The sequence below is a fragment of the Holophaga foetida DSM 6591 genome (assembly GCF_000242615.2).
In the GTDB taxonomy this organism is placed as follows: domain Bacteria; phylum Acidobacteriota; class Holophagae; order Holophagales; family Holophagaceae; genus Holophaga; species Holophaga foetida.
In genome coordinates, this window is the sequence record NZ_KI912268.1 from 2,301,977 (window position 1) to 2,319,789 (window position 17,813).

The 17,813-nt window shown below is 64.8% G+C and carries 16 protein-coding genes and 1 rRNA gene (1 of these 17 cut by a window edge); 7 read left to right on the forward strand and 10 right to left on the reverse strand.

All coding sequences use genetic code 11. The features are described from left to right. Positions 1-145: ribosomal RNA gene (locus tag HOLFODRAFT_RS0210270) — 16S ribosomal RNA — on the reverse strand (it extends 1,397 nt beyond the left edge of the window). Between the two features lie 414 nt (positions 146-559). Between HOLFODRAFT_RS0210270 and galU the strand changes: the two genes are divergently transcribed. Beyond that, positions 560-1,432, forward strand: a complete 873-nt coding sequence (galU, locus tag HOLFODRAFT_RS0210275; RefSeq protein WP_005033055.1) for a UTP--glucose-1-phosphate uridylyltransferase GalU — start codon at positions 560-562, stop codon at positions 1,430-1,432. Here galU and mnmG read toward each other — a convergent pair. From mnmG to HOLFODRAFT_RS0210290, 3 genes are read right to left on the reverse strand one after another with little or no spacing between them, the layout of a single operon-like run. Then, positions 1,424-3,304 (reverse strand): tRNA uridine-5-carboxymethylaminomethyl(34) synthesis enzyme MnmG, encoded by a 1,881-nt coding sequence (mnmG, locus tag HOLFODRAFT_RS0210280; RefSeq protein WP_005033057.1) that lies wholly within the window; start codon positions 3,302-3,304, stop codon positions 1,424-1,426. The two genes, galU and mnmG, sit on opposite strands and share 9 nt — an antisense overlap. Before the next feature lie 53 nt (positions 3,305-3,357). Then, positions 3,358-3,603 (reverse strand): YtxH domain-containing protein, encoded by a 246-nt coding sequence (locus HOLFODRAFT_RS20495; RefSeq protein ID WP_005033059.1) that lies wholly within the window; start codon positions 3,601-3,603, stop codon positions 3,358-3,360. Further along, positions 3,596-3,985: a DUF948 domain-containing protein gene (locus tag HOLFODRAFT_RS0210290; protein ID WP_005033060.1), complete on the reverse strand. Its 390-nt coding sequence runs from the start codon at positions 3,983-3,985 to the stop codon at positions 3,596-3,598. Before HOLFODRAFT_RS0210290 ends, HOLFODRAFT_RS20495 begins: the two co-directional genes overlap by 8 nt. Positions 3,986-4,078: 93 nt before the next feature. Here HOLFODRAFT_RS0210290 and pssA point away from each other — a divergent pair, with 93 nt between their 5' ends. Further along, a complete protein-coding gene (pssA, locus tag HOLFODRAFT_RS0210295) occupies positions 4,079-4,927 on the forward strand; it encodes a CDP-diacylglycerol--serine O-phosphatidyltransferase (RefSeq protein WP_005033063.1) in 849 nt (282 codons plus the stop codon). Here the strand turns inward: pssA and HOLFODRAFT_RS25075 are convergent, their stop codons facing one another. Then, positions 4,928-6,358, reverse strand: a complete 1,431-nt coding sequence (locus HOLFODRAFT_RS25075) for an NFACT RNA binding domain-containing protein (protein WP_005033065.1) — start codon at positions 6,356-6,358, stop codon at positions 4,928-4,930. 29 nt (positions 6,359-6,387) lie between these two features. Here HOLFODRAFT_RS25075 and nth point away from each other — a divergent pair, with 29 nt between their 5' ends. From nth to HOLFODRAFT_RS0210315, 3 genes are read left to right on the forward strand one after another with little or no spacing between them, the layout of a single operon-like run. Beyond that, positions 6,388-7,083, forward strand: a complete 696-nt coding sequence (gene nth, locus HOLFODRAFT_RS0210305; protein WP_005033066.1) for an endonuclease III — start codon at positions 6,388-6,390, stop codon at positions 7,081-7,083. 36 nt (positions 7,084-7,119) lie between these two features. Next, a complete protein-coding gene (locus HOLFODRAFT_RS0210310; RefSeq protein ID WP_005033068.1) occupies positions 7,120-7,797 on the forward strand; it encodes a DUF6781 family protein in 678 nt (225 codons plus the stop codon). Next, positions 7,798-9,522, forward strand: a complete 1,725-nt coding sequence (locus HOLFODRAFT_RS0210315) for an ABC1 kinase family protein (RefSeq protein ID WP_005033070.1) — start codon at positions 7,798-7,800, stop codon at positions 9,520-9,522. Here the strand turns inward: HOLFODRAFT_RS0210315 and mutS are convergent, their stop codons facing one another. The 4 genes from mutS to HOLFODRAFT_RS23010 all read right to left on the reverse strand — a co-directional run bounded on the left by mutS (position 9,523) and on the right by HOLFODRAFT_RS23010 (position 15,563). Then, positions 9,523-12,066: a DNA mismatch repair protein MutS gene (gene mutS / locus HOLFODRAFT_RS0210320; protein ID WP_026939233.1), complete on the reverse strand. Its 2,544-nt coding sequence runs from the start codon at positions 12,064-12,066 to the stop codon at positions 9,523-9,525. Between the two features lie 3 nt (positions 12,067-12,069). Further along, on the reverse strand, positions 12,070-13,341 hold the full coding sequence (locus HOLFODRAFT_RS0210325; protein WP_005033074.1) for an aminotransferase class I/II-fold pyridoxal phosphate-dependent enzyme: 1,272 nt from the start codon (positions 13,339-13,341) through the stop codon (positions 12,070-12,072). A gap of 233 nt (positions 13,342-13,574) precedes the next feature. Then, on the reverse strand, positions 13,575-14,102 hold the full coding sequence (locus HOLFODRAFT_RS0210330; protein WP_005033077.1) for an outer membrane beta-barrel protein: 528 nt from the start codon (positions 14,100-14,102) through the stop codon (positions 13,575-13,577). A gap of 33 nt (positions 14,103-14,135) precedes the next feature. Next, on the reverse strand, positions 14,136-15,563 hold the full coding sequence (locus HOLFODRAFT_RS23010; protein WP_005033079.1) for a GAF domain-containing sensor histidine kinase: 1,428 nt from the start codon (positions 15,561-15,563) through the stop codon (positions 14,136-14,138). A 203-nt stretch (positions 15,564-15,766) separates the two neighbouring features. Here HOLFODRAFT_RS23010 and HOLFODRAFT_RS20505 point away from each other — a divergent pair, with 203 nt between their 5' ends. Both HOLFODRAFT_RS20505 and HOLFODRAFT_RS0210345 read left to right on the forward strand, forming a co-directional pair. Continuing rightward, positions 15,767-16,372 (forward strand): RNA polymerase sigma factor, encoded by a 606-nt coding sequence (locus tag HOLFODRAFT_RS20505; protein WP_005033080.1) that lies wholly within the window; start codon positions 15,767-15,769, stop codon positions 16,370-16,372. Continuing rightward, positions 16,369-17,112 carry a cupin domain-containing protein gene (locus tag HOLFODRAFT_RS0210345; protein ID WP_005033081.1) on the forward strand — a complete coding sequence of 248 codons (744 nt, stop codon included), beginning with the start codon at positions 16,369-16,371 and terminating at the stop codon, positions 17,110-17,112. Before HOLFODRAFT_RS20505 ends, HOLFODRAFT_RS0210345 begins: the two co-directional genes overlap by 4 nt. Here the strand turns inward: HOLFODRAFT_RS0210345 and HOLFODRAFT_RS0210350 are convergent. Next, positions 17,109-17,780, reverse strand: coding sequence for a class II aldolase/adducin family protein (locus tag HOLFODRAFT_RS0210350; protein WP_005033085.1), 672 nt, complete (start codon positions 17,778-17,780; stop codon positions 17,109-17,111). The genes HOLFODRAFT_RS0210345 and HOLFODRAFT_RS0210350 overlap by 4 nt on opposite strands. Positions 17,781-17,813: the final 33 nt, after the last annotated feature.

Here is a 17,813-nt window from a genome sequence, read left to right on the forward strand (position 1 = left end):
TTTCGGAACGTTATTCCCCACAAAAAGGTAGGTCTCCTACGCGTTACTCACCCGTCTGCCATGCACCCTTGCGGGCACATCCGACTTGCATGTGTTAGGCACGCCGCCAGCGTTCATTCTGAGCCAGGATCAAACTCTCATGTTTAATCTCTATGCTCGAACCGGTTCGAAAACCGGTCTCGCTATTCGTAGTATATGTTTGATCGCTTCCCGTCTTGCGACGGTAGCTTCTCAAAGGCTTCCATTCTCTCTATCCGGCTTTCAAAGACGCCTGAACCGTCAGATGACACCCGAACCCGAAGGCTCCCGTCCCATCCCGGCTTGACCGTCGTTTCCCGACCGCCTCGCCTTCTGACCCGTTGCAGCCTCAACCGCAGCGAAATACTAGGTTACCACCACTGCGGACACTTGCAAGGGAAAATCAAGACAGACAACACACAGCCCCCCACTTGGACTCGTAAATCATATTTCCAGAATAGGTTAGATGTCCCAAGGAGCTCAAAGCTCGGCTCCCAGTTTTCCCTCGCCCCCGACACCGGTCCGAGAGAAGATAGGGTTCATGAAACCTATCCGAAAAGCTGTCATTCCCGTTGCCGGTCTTGGGACTCGGTTCCTTCCTGCCACCAAGGCGCAGCCTAAGGAGATGCTCCCTTTAGTGGACAAGCCAGTCATCCAGCATGTCGTGGAGGAAGCGATCCACGCTGGCATCGAGAGCGTCATTCTGGTCACCGGTAGGGGCAAGGGAGCCATCGAGAACCACTTCGATGTGGCCTATGAACTGGAAGACACCCTTTCCCGTCGCGGGCGCCAGGACGATCTCAGGCAGATCCAGGCCATCACTCAACTCGGCCGCTTCGCCTATGTACGCCAAGGCGAACCCCTGGGACTGGGTCACGCCGTCCTTTGCGCCCAACCCACCGTCGGCTCCGAGTCCTTTGCCCTGCTCTTGGGAGATGATGTCTTTGATGAGGCCGATCCGGCTCTGAGCGCCCTCATCAAGGCGCACCACGAATCGGGGGTATCCGTGGTGGGTGTCCAGCAGGTCCCTTTGGAGCACGTCTCCAGGTACGGCATCGTCAACGCCCCCCCTAATGGCGATAGATGGTGGAAGGTCCACCAGATCGTCGAAAAACCTTCGCCCGAGCTCGCACCGAGCTGCTGGGCCGTGGTGGGTCGCTATGTCCTGACGCCCAGGATCTTCCATCATCTGTTGGCCCTTCAGCCTGGCGTGGGCGGCGAATATCAGTTGACCGATGCCCTGGCCAAACTGGCGGAGGAAGGGCTTCTGGCCGCCACCCCCATCCCGGCCAAACGCTACGACACCGGCAACAAGCTGGACTACCTCAAGGCCAACGTGGAGTTCGCCCTCAAACGGGAAGATCTAGGGCCCGAGTTCAAGGCCTACTTGAAGGGACTGACCACTTCATTCTGAGCGTTCGCGCTCGATCATGAGGTGCAGGAGGGTGACCGCCGCCGGAGTGATGCCCGGAATGCGGGAAGCCTGCCCCAGGGTCTCCGGGCGGTGCTTGAGGAGCTTCTCCTTCACCTCCCGGCTGAAGCCCGGGAGGTGCTCGATCCGGAAATCCACGGGAATGAGGATGTGGTCCCAGGCCCGCTGGGCCTGGAGCACCCGGTTCTCGCGATCCCGGATGCCGGAGTAGCGGGCCTCGAAGAGAAGCCAGTCCCGCTCCCACTCCGGCTCCCATCCCGGACCTGCCCCGGCCCAACCCTCAACCATGCCCAATGCCCGATCGGCGTAGGCAGTGGTAATCTGCTGCCGCTTGAAGAGATCCATGAGGCTCATGCCGACGTTCAGGGTCAGTCCGGCCTCTTCGGCCAGTGCCCCAAAGGCGTTGGACGGGGCGACCCAGGCGGTATCGCAGGCCTCCCGCAGACGGGAACGCCGCGTCAGTTTTGCTTCGATAAGCCCCAGCGCCTCCGTCCCCAGGGCACCCACGTCTCGACTGAGGGCCAGGAGGCGACTGTCAGCCAAATCGCAGGCCAAGCCTAGGCGATGTTCAGCCCGGGCGGTGAGCATCCGGTAGGGCTCATCGGTCCCCTTGGTGACGAGATCGTCCACCATGACCCCGATGTAGGCCTGATTCCGGGCCAGGATGATGGGCTCCCGCCCCTGGATCCAGCGGGCGGCGTTGATGCCAGCCATCAGGCCTAGGCCCGCCGCCTCTTCATACCCGGTCGTCCCGATGACCTGCCCGGCAAACCAGACGCCCTCCAGGTTCGCCATACGCAGATCCCGCCCCAACTGGAGCGGGTCGTAGCTGTCGTACTCGATGGCATAGCCGGGACGCAGAATCTCCGCCCGCTCGAAACCCGGCAGGCTGTGGACCATCTGCACCTGGACATCGACGGGCATGGAAGTGGAGAGGCCCGCCAGATAGATTTCGTCCGTTTCCAGGGAGTCGGGTTCCACGAAGATCTGATGGTGCCCCTTATCAGGGAACTTCACGAACTTGTCCTCGATACTGGGGCAGTAGCGGGGACCGACGCCCTCGATATGCCCCCCGTACATGGAGGAGCGATGGAGGTTCTCCCGGATCACCCGCTCGGTCTCCGCCGATGTATGGACGATGTGGCAGCAGACCTGGGGCTGGGGAATGCACTCCGTAAAGAAGCTGAAGGGCTTGGGGGGATTGTCCCCAGGCTGGGCTTCCAGGCGCTCGAAGTCGATGCTGCCTTTTGCGATGCGGGGGCTGGTGCCGGTCTTGAGGCGCTTGCGGCGCAAGCCAAGGGCCGCCAGCTGCTCGGCGAGGTGGGTCGAAGGGGGCTCTCCTGCCCGGCCCGAAGGGATGCGCCTGTCACCCAGGAGCACCACCCCGTTCAGGAAGGTGCCCGCCGTGATCACCACCGCCCGGCAGGGGATGAAGGAGCCGTCCAGGAGCTCCACCCCCTCCAGTCCATGGGTGCCATTCGCCCAGCGAAGAGCCGCCGCCATCCCCTGCCGCAGGTGCAGATTGGGGGTGTGCTCAAGCATGTTTCGGGCGGCGTTCCGGTATTTGACGCGGTCCGCCTGGGCCCGGGGCCCACGCACGGCCACGCCCCGGCTCCCATTCAGGATGCGGAAATGGATGCCGGTGGCATCCGCCAGGCGGCCCATGGCACCGCCCAGGGCATCCAGTTCCCGCACCATATGCCCCTTGCCAACCCCTCCGATGGAGGGGTTGCAGCTCATCTGACCGATCTGATCAAGGTTGAGGGTGAGCAGGGTGGTAGCGACACCCATCCGGGCGGCGATCTGCGCCGCTTCGACTCCGGCGTGACCGCCGCCAATGACCACAAGATGCATGACAACTCCCGATCCCCCAGTCTAGCGGGGAGAGACCGGAAGACTTTCAGGCTTCACCCCCCTGAGTAGGGATGGGAGGGTTCACCCTTCCCGGGTGCCTCATGCTCGGCCTCACCCGAGCAGCACTCTCCCCGGAAACGGGCGACCCTGTCCTTCACCTTCTCGCCCAGCCCCCGGAGATCAGCCCGGAGTTCCGGGCCACTCTTCGGGTTCAGAAGCGCAACTACGGCGGCTCCCACCGCCGCACCCGCCAGGAATATCACCAGCGAGGTGCCGATGGATCCACGGTCTTCACTCATGGCTTGCCTCCTTTTCCTCGGCGGCGGCCGGCCGCCGGATGAATGATGCCGCCGCCTGGAAACCCGCCACGAGCAGTTCCAGGACGCCGAACCCGCCTTCTTTCTTTCCAAAGAGGGCAGGAACAGCGTGCACCAGGCCAGAAACCATCTGGGAAAGAGCGCAGGGCAGTTCGAGGGTCGCCCTGGCCATGCCCATCACCTCATCTGTCTGCAATCGAATCTGATGCACATCCTCCGCCATCCTGCTCACGTCCTGTTGGGCACTACGTACCAGCTCTTCCGTTGCCTGCGCCGTCCGGCGAAGCTGGATGAGGAGAGGGACCAGGAAGCCCACCAGGACCACGAGGGCCAGGGCCAGGATGATCTGAAGCACCAGGGTCATCACATCACTCCATACGAATGCCCGGAGGCCATCAGTCTTATGATGAGGATAGGGTAGAGTTCGACACTCGCCAGGGGAAACGGAGATAAAAGGATGAGACAACGCCTCACGCTCGAGGAACGCAGGGAACGCCGACGACGGGCGGTCCGACGCTCCAAGTTCGCCCTGCCCTCCGCAATCACCCTGATCTCAGTCCTCTGCGGATTCTCCAGCGTGGTCATGTCCATGAACGCAGCTGGGGAACATCCCAGCTGGTACTTCCAGTGGGCAGCCGGGCTCCTGGTGGCCGCAGGCATCTTCGACGGCCTGGATGGCCGTGTAGCCCGTGCCACCAATACCTCCACCGAGTTCGGGGTCCAGCTGGATTCACTCGCCGATGTTCTCAGCTTCGGCATGGCCCCGGCCATCCTGGCTTACCGCTACGGGTTCTTTGCCCTGGGCATGGCCGATCACCAACTGAGGGCGGTAGGGTGGGCAGCGTCCTTCTTCTTCCTGGCCTGCGGAGCCCTCCGTCTGGCCCGCTTCAACGTCCAGGTCGGCCACACGGACTCGCGGTTCTTCGTGGGCATGCCCATTCCATCCGGTGCCGCCTGTGTGGCGTCCGTCATCCTTTTCTGGCCGAACTCCCCGGCAAGCTGTGGCCACGCCTATCTCTTCGCAGCGGAACTCGTCATGGTGGGACTCCTCATGGTCTCCACCGTACGCTTCCCGAGCTTCAAGAAGAAGTCCCACCACCCGCGAGCCACCATGTGGACAGCTGTGGCCTTCGTGGCGGTCCTCTCCCTTCTGGTGATCTTCCAGGATCGATTCTTCATGCCCTTCTTTGCGGTCTACACCTTGCTGGGGCTTACTCTCAACCTCGCCTGGCTGGTGGGCTGGCGGGGCGTCGCCCTCCCCGCCGAGCGCATGGGCCACCCCCACGAAGAGGAAACGATCCAGTAGCTACTCCTTCGGATAGACCCGCACACTTTTGAAGGTCTTGAGCATGACCTTGCCGGGGGCGAAGCCCCTCGGCTTGCTCACGTCAGCCACGCGGCACCAGTGGACCTCCACCTTGCCCCCATCCCTGGCCTTGGAGAAGAAGGCAGCCAACTCCGCCGCCCGCTCCAGCACGGGGCGAGGCAGCTCGCTCACCTTGTCGGGGTTGCGCACGATCACATGGCTCCCGGGCACCCCGGCCACGTGGAGCCAGAAGTCCAGGGGGGCGCCAACCTTGAAGGTCAGGGCGTCGTTGTCCGCGTCCCCCTTGCCGATGAGGGCCTCGAAGCCCTCGATCATGACGCTGCGGAAGGCCTTGCCCTTCCCGTCAGCCCGCTTGTCCTTCCGTTCCATCTTCCTGGACTCCTTCTGGGGTTTGGGGATCACCGGGGGAGGAGCGGGCACACCCGCCGCCTCCAGTTCCAGGACCTGTCGCAGACGCTCCCGCTCCAGTTCCGCCACCCGGCCCAGGCCGCGCTCAGCCCGCTTGACGGCGGCGAACCACTTCTGGGCCGCGACCTCGGCCCGCAGACCCGGGGGCAGTTCCACCCGGGTGCCATCGGAAAGCTCCGCCACGCCCTGGACGTGGTGCAGCCGATAGAGTTCAGCGCTCAGGCGCTTGGCCTTCTCGCGAAGCCCCAGGGCGGCCTCGTGGCGGGCCCGATCCTGGGCCAGGGCCTCCCCGTAGCGCTCCAGACGATGGCGTTCCACCACGAGCTTGCGGTCCACACCGGCCTTCTTGGGGGCCAGGAGCAGCTTGTCCGCCCGCTCCAGGGACCAGGCCCGATGCCGGGCGAAGAGGGTGCCCTCCCCTGGCAGCACCTCGGGGTTTTCCCCGGCCAGGGCCGCCTCCAGGTTCTCCCCGAAGCGCTCCCGCCACTTCTTCATGGGTGGGGAGTCCGGTGCAGGCTCCGGGGCCTGGGCCGGGAAGGGCGAACCCATACCCATGCGGGCGGGGTTGAGATCCAGGCCATCCAGCCGCAGGCCGCCGCGCCCGGGAATGGCCTGATAGGCCAGACGGCTCACTTCGATGCGCCCCGTCACCGCCGTGCGGCGGAAAAGGATGCCCAGCCAGCGCTCCCGGGGATCGCCCTCCAGATCCTCCAGGCGGGCCCCCTTGAGCTCCTGGCCCCAACGGCGGGAGAGATCCACCTTGGTCTCCCCCTTGAGGAGCCGGAAGGCCTCGTCCTTTTCGTGAAGCAGCCACAGTTCGGGCGAAGGATTGATCAGGAAGACCCAGGCCAGGCCCGCCTCCAGCCCGGCCCGGCGCTCCGGCGCCCACTGGAGGATGAGGGCCCGGGGGCTCACCAGGACGTTCTGAACCGAACCACCGACACGGAGCCGGGCACGAACAAGGGCGAAGAGAAGGGGCGCATCCACGCCCCAGGATCGCATTCCCCGCCGATCCGGTCCATGCTGTAGGCATGAAGCGATGGACCAAGAAATCCCTGGACGCACTGGCCGTGACCCTGGGGGAGGCCTATCCGGACGCCAAGTGCGCCCTGGAGCACATGGACCCCTTCCAGCTAGTGGTCGCCACCATCCTGAGCGCCCAGTGCACGGACGCCAGGGTGAACCTGGTGACGCCGGGGCTCTTCCTCCGCTTTCCGGATGCCCTGGCCCTGGCTCAGGCCGAACAGAGCGAACTGGAAACCCTCATCCGATCCACGGGTTTCTTCCGGAACAAGGCCCGCAACCTGATCGGCATGGCCCATGCCCTGGTGGAACGTCATGGAGGCGAGGTCCCCCGGGAGGCCCAGGCCTTGGGAGCCCTGCCCGGTGTGGGCCAGAAGACCGCCAACGTCGTCCTCGCCAACGCCTTCGGCATCCCAGCCCTGGCGGTGGATACCCACATCTTCCGCGTGGCCCGGCGACTGGGGCTTTCCGAGGCCAGCACCCCGGAGAAGGTCGAGGCCGATCTCTGCGCCCTCTTCCCCCGGGAGACCTGGATCGAGCTCCACCATCTGCTGATCTTCCACGGAAGGCGAACCTGCGATGCCCGGAAGCCGGACTGCCCAAACTGCTGCACTCTGGACCTCTGCCCCACGGGAACGGGAAAGATCGCCGATCCTCATTCGGGGAAACGCCTGAGCACTGGACCGGTGGGCGAGATGGGTTAAGTTGGGGCCAAAACATCACGTCATCTGGAGGTTCCCATGACACAACAGGAAACGGATCGGGATACGAAGGACCTTGAAGGAAGGATCCGCGACGCCATCGAGCGGGGTGAGGACATCCAGGAACTCGTGCGGCAGCTTACGCTGCGGAGGATGAGCGATTTCACCCAGGACCTCGCCTCCCTCCGGAGTATCGCAGGGGCCGTGATCCGGGGGGCCAGAGCTGGCATCGAGAAGGACCTGGACCAATCCAGGGCGCAGACAGAGCTGGCGAGACAGCGCCTCGGCTCGGCCATCGAAGGGCTGGATGCCGCCCTGGCCCAGTTCGCCCTGGCCTCCAAACTGGCCCTGGAAGAGGCCACGAGCCACGCCAAACAGGTTCCCGGCGAGGACCTCGCGCGGCTCCGGGAGGAGCTCGAAAGCCTGGACACCATGTTCTTCGAAACCCTGGAGAACACCGCCGCCACAGGGCGGCACAGCGCCGGTGCAATCCTGAAGGACTTGGCCTCCCACCTCCGCACCCAGGGCTCAGCCGTCGGCACCCAAGCCCATGAAGCCCTCTCCGCCCTTGCCCATCAGGCTGGGGCCACGGGCGAGGCCCAGGCCAAGGTGGGCCTCCACCTCGCCCAGGGCACCGTCGGACTCCTGCGCCAACTCACCGCAGGGGCACTCACGGGCCTGGCCGACCACATCCAGCCCAAGAGAAAGCAGGACTGAATGCTCTGGCAGGCGATGGCGTCAATGCGGGATCTCGGGCGCCTGCACGAGATCGCCTCGATTCTGATCCGTTACGGGTTCGGGGATCTCGTGCGTCGCCTGGGCCTCGCCACCCCCCTGGAGAAGGCTGGACGCGCCCTGCACTGGCGGGACGCCGAGGCGCTCGCCCACCTGCCTCCCGCCTCCAGGGCGAGGCGAATCCTGGAGGAGCTGGGGCCGACCTTCATCAAGCTCGGGCAAGTGCTCGCCACCCGGGTGGACCTCTTCGACCAGGAGTGGATCGATGAGTTCAGCAAGCTCCTGGACCGGGCCCCAGCCGTCCCCTACACGGAGATACGCCATCAGCTGATCGAGGACCTGGGAGCTCCACCCGAGGAGATCTTCGCGGAGTTCGATCCCGTGCCCATGGCTGCGGCTTCCATCGGCCAAGTGCACAGAGCCCGCCTGGCAGATGGCACCCGGGTCGTGGTCAAGGTCCGTCGCCCCGGCATACGTCCGACGATCGAGGCAGATCTTCGCTGGCTCGCCAAACTGGCAGAGCTGGCGGAATCGGAGCATTCCGAACTGGCCAGCTTCCATCCGGCCGAGGTGGTCCGCCAACTGGCCCAGTCGCTGCGACGCGAACTGGACTACACCAACGAGTGCCGCAATGCGGAACGCATCGCAACCAGATTCGCGGACTATGCCGACCAGGATGACTCAAGCACCGGGGATCCAGGCGAGCCCCCCATCATCGTCATTCCCCGAGTTCATTGGCAATGGGTCGCTGAACGGGTCTGTGTGCAGGAGTTCATCGACGGAACCCCGGGGCGGGACTTGGCCGCCGTAGACAAGGCCGGACTGGACCGAAGGCTACTCGCCCGCCGAGGAGCCCGGGCCGTGCTGAAGATGATCGTCGAGGACGGGTTCTTCCATGCCGACCCCCACCCCGGGAATATCTTCTACCTGCCTGGCAACCGCATCGCCTTCATCGACTTCGGGATGATGGGACGCCTCACCGAGGAGCGTCGCGACCAGCTGATCCGCCTGCTGGTGGGCCTGGTGCGGGACGACCCATCCCTCGTCGCGGAGGTGCTGATGGATTGGACCGGAGGTGGCCCAGTCGATGAGGCTGGACTGATCCTGGAAATCCAGGCCTTCGTGGACCAATACCACGGCGTCCCCCTGAAGCAGCTCAATCTTGGCGCCATGCTTTCCGATCTGGTCAACCTGCTGCGGCAGCACCGCCTCTCGCTACCCGTCGACTTGGCTCTGCTCATCAAGGCCTTCATCTCCCTGGAAGGCATGGGGCACGAACTGGACCCGGACTTCGACATGGTCGGGGAGGCGATGCCCATGGTGGAGAAGGCCATGCGGCGCCGCTACACGCCGAAGGCCGTCCTCAGGCGCACCTGGAAGACGGCTGGCGAGGCCTTGACCCTCCTCGCAGGACTTCCCAACGACCTTTCCCGCCTCCTTCGCGCGGCCCGGCGGGGCCGCCTGGAGATCCATATCGATGTCACGCACCTGAGGCGCGTGGGCAACCAGCTCGACCGCGCCGCCAACCGCATCACCATCGGCATCGTCGTGGCAGCGCTCATCATCGGGTCCTCGATCGTCATGACGGTTCCGGGAGGCCCGAAGCTTTTTGGCCTGCCCTTCTTCGGGCTCCTCGGCTTCCTGATCGCTTCGATCGGAGGCATCTGGCTCCTGATCTCCATCTGGCGGACCCGGAAGGAGGAGTAGCTACCGTTTCTGCCGCTCCGCCACCCAGTTCATGACCTGGAGAGGCGTCATGGCGTTCAGATCCAGGGCCATGAGCTCCTCCCGCAGGGGGTCGGACTCGGCCTCGAAGAGGGGCAGCATGGGCTGCTGGACAGCCTGGGTCCGCTTGGCCTTGCGCGGGGCTTCGATGGGCACTTCTGGGGTTTCGGCCAGGATGCGCTGGGCCTTGGCGATGACCCCCTTGGGGAGCCCCGCCAGGCGGGCCACCTGGATACCGTAGCTGCGATCCGCGGGCCCCTCGGCGATGCGGTGGAGGAAGAGGAGCTGTTCCTCCCATTCCTGGACCTCCACATGGAGGTTCTGGATGCGGGGGTCCTCCGCCAGGGTCGTAAGTTCGAAATAATGAGTAGCAAATAATGTTCGAGGCTCCCCACCCTTCAAGTCCCGCAGATGCAAGGCGATGGCCTCCGCCAGGGCCAGGCCATCCCGGGTGCTGGTGCCCCGGCCGATCTCGTCCAGAATCACCAGACTGTGGGGGGTCACCTGGTTGAGGATGCGGGCGGTCTCGGTCATTTCCACCATGAAGGTGGACTGGCCCTTGGCCAGGAAGTCGCTGGCGCCGATGCGGGTGAAGATGCGGTCAGTCAGCCCAAAGCGCATGAGTTCCGCCGGGACGAAGGAACCGATCTGGGCCATGACCACCAGGAGGGCAGCTGTGCGCAGGAAGGTGCTCTTGCCACCCATGTTGGGGCCAGTCACCACCGCCATGGCCCGGCTCTGGCGCAGGCTCAGGTCATTGGGAATGCACTCCCTGCCCATGCGGGACTCCAGCATGGGGTGGCGCGCCCCGCTGAGCACCAACTCCCGCTCGTCGCTCAGCTCGGGACGCACCCAGCCGGACTGCCGGGCCCGCTCCGCCAGGGCGCAGAGGACATCCAGCCGGGCACTGGCCTGGGAGAGCCGGGTCAGCTCGCCCCGGGATTCCAGCACCAGAGCCAGGAGGCGCCGATATTGGACATCCTCCAGGCGGAACTGGTCCGTCTCGGCGCTCAGGAGCCGCTGCTCAAAGGCCATGAGCTTCTCGGTGGTGAAGCGCTCGGCGTTGGCCAGGGTCTGCTTGCGGATGAAGTGGGCAGGGGCCGAGCCCAGGTTGGACTTGGTGATTTCGAAGTAGTAGCCGAAGACCCGGTTGTACTTGATCTTGAGGCTGGCGATGCCGCTGGCGGCGCGCTCCTCTTCTTCGAGTTCCAGCATCACCTGCTTGGCGTCCCGGGCCAGTCGGCGCACCGCATCCAGTTCAGGGTCCACCCCCTCCTGAATCACGCCACCTTTGTCCAATTCCAGGGGCGGTGCTTCGGCCAGACAGCGCCGCAGCTCTTCCAGCAGGGGGGTACAGAGGGGGGTATCTTCGTCCCAGAGGTGGAGGGAACGGGCGTCCTCCAGCCAGCCTCCCTCCTGGATCAGGCCAGGGAGCCGCTGGAGCGAAGCCAGGCCCTCCCGCAACTGTCCCAGCTCGGGAGGCGTGGCCATCCCCATGGCCACGCGGCCCAGGAGGCGGTCCAGATCCGGTACGCCGGAGAGGAGCTTTTGGAGAGGATCCCGTCGCCGGTCCTCCGTAAGCCAGGCCACCTGGCGCCAGCGTTCTTCGAGGGAATCCCTGTCCCGCAGGGGCTGGTCCAGCCAGCCTTTCAGGAGGCGGCTTCCCATGCGGGTGCGGCTCTGGTCCAGCATGGCCAGAAGGCTTCCGGCCTTCGACCCATCCAGCGTGTTACCAAAGACCTCCAGGTGCCGGGCACTGGTGGCGTCCAGCAGCGGGCCCACGGCCCCCAGCTCCAGGGAGACCCCCTGGATGTGAGCGGGCCTGCCCTTCTGGGTGGCCTCCACCTGATCCAGCAGGGCCCCTAGCGCCCCGATGGCCGCTGGATAGGGGTCCAGGCCCACGCCCTCCAGGTGGGTCCAGCCGAAGAAGCCCAGGATCTGCTGACGGGCGCGCTCGGTCTCGAAGCGCCAGAGGGGGAGATGGGTACGGGCAGCGTCCAACTCGAAGGCGTCTTCACTGCCCTCCGCCAGCACCAGCTCGTTGGGGCCCAGGCGCTCCAGGGTGGAGCTCAGGAGTTCGGGGCCTTCTCCGGGAATGACCCGGAGCTGGCCCGAGGCCAGTTGCAGGAGGGCGATGCCCCAGGCGTTGCCTAATCGATGGACGCAGCCTAGCCAGCGGCCATCGTCATCCAGCCAAGTGCCAGGGGTGATGATGCGCTTGATGGCCCTGGGGAGAAGCCCCTTCACCTCTTCGGGCTTGGCCGTGGGCTCGGCGATGGCCGCCGAATACCCCGCCGCCAGGAGCTTGGGAAGGTAGCCCTCCAGGGCGAAGTGGGGCACCCCGCACATGGGGGTTTCGCTCTCGGAGCCCTTGCCCCGCAGGGTCAGGGCAATCTCCAGCACCGGGGCGGCCTTGACCGCGTCCTCCCCCAGGAGCTCGTAGAAGTCCCCCATGCGCGTCAAAAGAATCGCATCCCCCGCCTCCCGCTTCAGGGCGGCGATCTGTTGCAGCATGGGTGTGGACATGGACTAGTGCTTCGCGCAGACCCTTTCCAGGGCCTCGATCAGGGGCACCACACTCTCCTCCTTGATGGAGCAGAAGGCGATGCGGATGCAGTTGCCCTGCTGGGAGACCACGCCCACGCCCTCTTCGGCGATGAGCTGCTGGCGGATCTGGTCGGCGTCCAGGCCGTCCCTCAGCTTCAGCAGGCAGAAGCACCCGGCATTGAAGGGGTAGACGGTCCAGTAGGGGGAGGGCTTGGCCAGGGCGGCCTTGAGGCGCTGGTAGCGACCCGCCAGGATCAGGCGCAGGCGCTCGAACTCGGCCTCGTGGCGCTCATCCTGGAGCTCCAGCTCCACCAGGTGCTGGCTGAGGCCCACGGTGCCGCCCAGGCCGCTGCGGATGAGGCCCATGCACTTGTCCACCAGGATCTCGGCGATGGCCTTGTCCACCCCGAAGTGGAGGAAGGAGACGCGCCCGCCGAAGAAGCTCAGCTCCTTGGTGGCCCCATCGCACTTCAGGGGGATGAGATTGGGACTGCGATCGATGAGCTCGAAGAAGAGGCTCTTGGTGGTGGCGCTGGGTTCGAAGACCAGACCGTGATAGGCGTCGTCGCAGTAGACCACCACGGGCCGGATCGCCGCAGCCTCCACCAGCACGTTCCCGATGGCCACCAGCTCCTCGGGGGTGGGGCTGTAGCCGTTGGGATTGCTGGGGAAGTTCAGGAGGACATGGACCTTGCCCGGCACGGAGGCCAGCTTCTCCTTGAGACCCTCCAGATTGAAGCCCCCGTCAGCTCCGTAGAAGGGGAAGGGCATGAAGTCGCCCTGGAGGCGGACCTGGAAGACCTGTTCGTAGTTGTCCCAGTAGAGGTCAGGCAGGATCAAGGTGTCCCCCGGGGCAAAGAAGAGCTCGGAGGCCATGTTGAGGGCATGGCAGACCCCCGCCCCCGCCACCGGCAGCCCCACCTTCTCCATGCGGGCATCTTCCTTCACCAGCTTGGCGTGCCAGATCTTCCGGGCAGCCTCCCGACCTGCAATCGGGGCGTAGAGGAAGGCGTCCTTGGGGTTCAACCCGGCGAGCTTCTCCGCCATGGGTGCCAGGGGGATGGGATTCCCGGCGCCATCCGTGATCTGCCCGATGGTGGCATTGATGGCGCAGGCCTTGGCCTGGCCCGCCTGGTACGGAATGCCCTTGGGGAAGAAGGCCCGGTGACCCAGGGGCGACAGGGCCTCCAGGACGACGGGATTGATGGCCTGGATACGGGCATTGCGGTCTAGGGCTTCTGCGTGGGTCGTCATGGGAACCTCAGGGGGGTGCTGGGAGTCCTGGCGGGCCAAAAGCCTGCCATCCGGTTGCTCAGGATACCAAACGAGCGCGACATTTCACGGATTGCCCGGGAGCAGGGCTCTTCAAGTGGGTACACAGGCGGGCGGAACCCATATTTGTTGAACGGGTTCCGCCAGGCGCCGAACGGCAGATTACTGCGGCTCGGCGCAGCCCCGGAGAGGGGACCGCGCCGGGGGGGGGATTATCAGAAGTGGAACAATGCCACAGCCTGAAGGGCGTTGGCTTGGCCGTTGTCGGAGCGGAACTGGCCCGTGGTGAAGCGCCCCTCGAAGGACCAGTACCGGTCCAGGCGGTAGCCGGCACCAGCGGCCAGAGCCACACCACTCTTGCTGCCGCCGGGGTCGACGTCCCAAGAGTTGTATTGAAGCCCCATGGTCAGATAGAGCCCCTTCCGGCGCTGCTCTGTGTAGTAGACGTAATCGGCACCCAGGCTCCAGGCGCTGACATCAGTCTTTTGCCCCGTGCTGTCGTAGTGCCCATTGTAGGACTGGTAGTCAACACGGGGGCGGAACTCATGGCCGTCACCGTAGTAGAGCCCCAGATGGGCGCCGAAGACGTAGCCCATGCTGTGGTCCAGGGTTGTTCCCAGATCCCCCATGGGGATCTGGAGTCCGCCCTGAACACCAAACTCGGCCTCCTGGGCCTGCAGGCCGGAGCCCACCAGCATCAGGGCAAGGGGGGCAGCGGCGATCCAACGAGATGTCCAGCTCATTCAAAACCTCCTAGGCATAACGCGCCCAGGTTATCACGCAATGAGCAGAGTCATGGTAATCGTGGTGCCCAACCCCTCGCCCTCACTGTGAAGCTGGATCGAGCCCCCCATCATCTCCATCAGGTGCTTGCAGATGACCAGCCCCAGGCCGGTCCCCCCGTATTCCCGGGAATGCCCCCCGTCAGCCTGAACAAACTTCTGGAAGAGGTTGGCCTGGGCCTCGGGACTCACTCCGATGCCCGTATCCGCCACGGTGAGGTTGATGCAACCGATGCCCCGCTCCACTCCGAGCGTGACCGTGCCCTCCTTGGTGAACTTGAGGGCATTCGAGAGGACGTTCAGGACAACCTGCTTCATGCGCCCGGGATCGATGGACACCTCGGGCATCTCCTTGAGGTCCGTGGGCCAGGCCAGTTCCACCCCGGGGTTGCGAGGATAGGCGGCAGCGATGGGCTTCAGTTCCTCGACCAGGATGTGGAGGCTCCACGGCTCCATCCGGATCTGCATCCGCCCCGACTCGATCTTGGCCAGATCCAGGATGTCATTGAGGAGAGCCAGGAGGTGCTGACCGGAATGGTAGCTGTCCCGAAGCATCTGCCGCATCTCGCCTTCGTCTTCATAGAGGCCGTCCAGCACGAGCCGGGTGAAGCCGAGGATACCCGTGAGGGGGGTGCGCAGTTCGTGGCTGGTGAGGGCCAGGAACTCGCTCTTGAAGCGATCCGCCTCCCGGAGGGCCGCATTGGCCCGTTCCAGTTCTCCGGTCTTGGTCCGGAGGGCGTCCCGCTGCTCTCCCAGATCCCGGAAGAGCCAGGCGTTGTAAATGGAAACGGCGACCTGACGCTGGAGGATGGTCAGGGAGTCCAGGTCGTCCTCCAGCTGGTGCCCCGTCTCCAGTTCCAGAACGGCAAAGCCCATCAGGAGGAGCTGGTGCTCGAAGGGGATGAAGAAGAGAGAGGTGTCCTTTCCCGCTGGCGTCAAAGCCCCCATGGTTCCCCCGAGGGAACCCATGTCCAGCCACTGGGCCTGGTAGAGGACGATAGGCGATTCAGGAAAAGGATTGGGGGCCGGAAGCAGAAACTGAGACCACTGGGATTTAGGGATGCCGTTTCCCACCCTGGGCAGGAAACAGGATCCTCCGTCCTCCAGGATCCAGATGACACAGCGCTTGGCGTTGTATTCCTGCACGAAGACATCCATGAGCACACTGACGACCTGGTTCACCTTGGGGGTGGCTGCCAGGATCTCGGCCACATGCTGCAATACCGTCATCTGGTGGGTGCGGTCCGCCAGCTTGCTCCGCATCTCCCCCAGTTCCGCCGCCATCTGGGAAATCTGACGCTGGCTGTGGAGCAGCTCCGCAAGAATCTCCTCACTCGATCCCCACTGCTGCATGCTGGTCCCGAGCCCAGGGCGGACCGGGGACTGGCCGGGCTTGTGGGGGTTGGGAGGTGTGACGTTCATGTGTGCTCATAGGATGACTGCCCTAAAATAGGATGCAAGCCAGGAGTATTGACCGAACATTCCTGGTTCGGGCTCGGGACTTTTCCTGTGCAAGCAGATCGTTGCGGCCCATCATGGATACATTCGCGCCGCCAGCCTTGGCCAGGGGCCCGGATCCCCCCTCACCACCCGCCTTCCCCGGCAACCACGGTAGGTCATCAACAATGGATGTCAGTCACGAAGCCAACCTGATCGCCCAGGCCATTCAAGGGGATGGCGATGCCTTCGGCTCCCTGGTGGAGCCGTACTTGGGGCTCTTCTATGCCGGTATCCATCGAATTCTCCAGGATCCCCAGGACGCCCAGGACGCCCTCCAGGAAGCCCTCCTGAGCATCCATACCGAACTTTACCGATTCCAGGGCATGAGCAAGTTCAGCACCTGGGCCTATCGGGTCTGCATCAACGAGGCCCTGATGATGCGCCGCTCCAAGCTCCGCAAGCGGGAGGACAAAATCGAGGATTTCCTGCCACGCTTTGCCCCCGACGGGCATCTGATGAATACAGACAGCCTGCGCGACTGGAGTCAGGAAGCAGTGGCCCTGGACCTGGTGGAGCAGGAGCAGGTGAGGGAGAAGATTCGTGAAGGCCTGGAGAAGCTTTCAGATGAGCAGAGGTCGGTTTTCATCCTGAGGGATCTGGAAGGTATGGATACGGAAGAGGTGGCCCAGATGCTAGGTATCAGCCGGGGCTTGGTCAGGCAGAGGCTTCATCGCGCTCGATTGGGACTGCGTGGTGTCCTGGAAGATTTCATGACCGGGGAGCGTTCATGAGCCTGATGCTGAGTTGCCAGGAGGTTGCCGAACTCCTCTCCGATTACTCGGAGGAGAGGTTGCCCGCCTCTTTGCGGCTGCGTGTGAGGCTTCACCTCTCCCTCTGCCACGGGTGCGCCGTCCTCCGATCAACCTTGAACGTCACCCCCCGGGTCTGTCGGGAGGCCCTTACGGAATCCTTTCCCTCAGTGCCGCTGGAGGCCAGGGCCGCTCTGGCCAGGGCCCTGGCAGACCTGGGCCGCCCTCGCTCCGCCAAAGCCTTGGCCGTGGACCCTCCCCCGGTCGATCTGGCCGGGCAGGAGGACGCCCCCTTCCGATTTCTTTCCCAAGCCCGGGAGAGCCTCGCCCAGGGGCACATGCCTTCCGAGGCCCCCTATCTGCCGCAGGAAGTGCTCGCCCTCCTGCCACCCCCCTCCCAGTGGCCCTGGCGCACCCACCCCACCTCGCGCTCGGTGCTCCTATGTGAGGACCGCGGGGTCAGACTGACCCTGCTGCAGGCTCTGCCCGGCTATCAGCAACCCCTCCACACCCACCTCGGATCCGAGAGCATCCTCGTGCTGGAAGGACATCTGGAGGATGGGGACGAGCTCTTCACCCGGGGGCGGTGGGCCCACCACCGGAACGGGACCAGCCACGCCCCCGCCGCCCTGGGCTCTGGCTGCTGGTGTCTGATCCGGGAGGAAGGAACGGCCAGGACCTCCGGCCTCTTCCACCGAAACAGGAACCCCTTGGCGGCCTAAAGAAGCCTTGGACCCATGGCCGCCCGACGGACCCTCAGGACCTCCCGTTCTTCCGGCGGAAGCTCCGTGAAGCCCCCCAGGTCCTGGGCCGTCTTCAGGATCTGGCAGATATGCTCCAGCCGCTCCATCCCGTTGCAGGCCTCCTCCAGGCTTTCCCCCCAGGCGAGTCCCCCATGGCGGGCCAACGCCAGCAGGCGGTGGGCAGGGAGATGGGGGATCAGGCTTTCCCCCAGGGCCGGGGTGCCTGGCCGGGCATAGGGGACCACGGGGATGCGACCCGCAGCCAGGATCACCTCTGGCATAGCACCTGAGGGCAGTTCGTCCCACTCCGGCCGGGCGAGGGTCCAGGCGATGGTGGTGGGCGGGTGGGCGTGGACCACACAACGGGCCTCGGGACAGGCCCGGTACACTGCCAGGTGCATCAGCCGCTCGCTGCTCGGGGAACCCAGGAGCACCTCTCCCTCCAGGGACAGCCAGGCCAAGTCCCCGGGCCGGAGCCCCCGCTTGCTCACACCGGAGGGAGTCATGGCGATCCGCCCATCCGGGAAGCGCCAGCTCACATTCCCGTCCCCCCCTGCCAGGAGATTGCGGGCATAGAGCCTTCGACAACTCTCGCAGATCTCCTGGAGGATCACTTCCATATCTTCGGCGGGGTGAGAAAGGTTCACAGGTCCTCCTGACAGGTGGTACGGAGTGAAAGT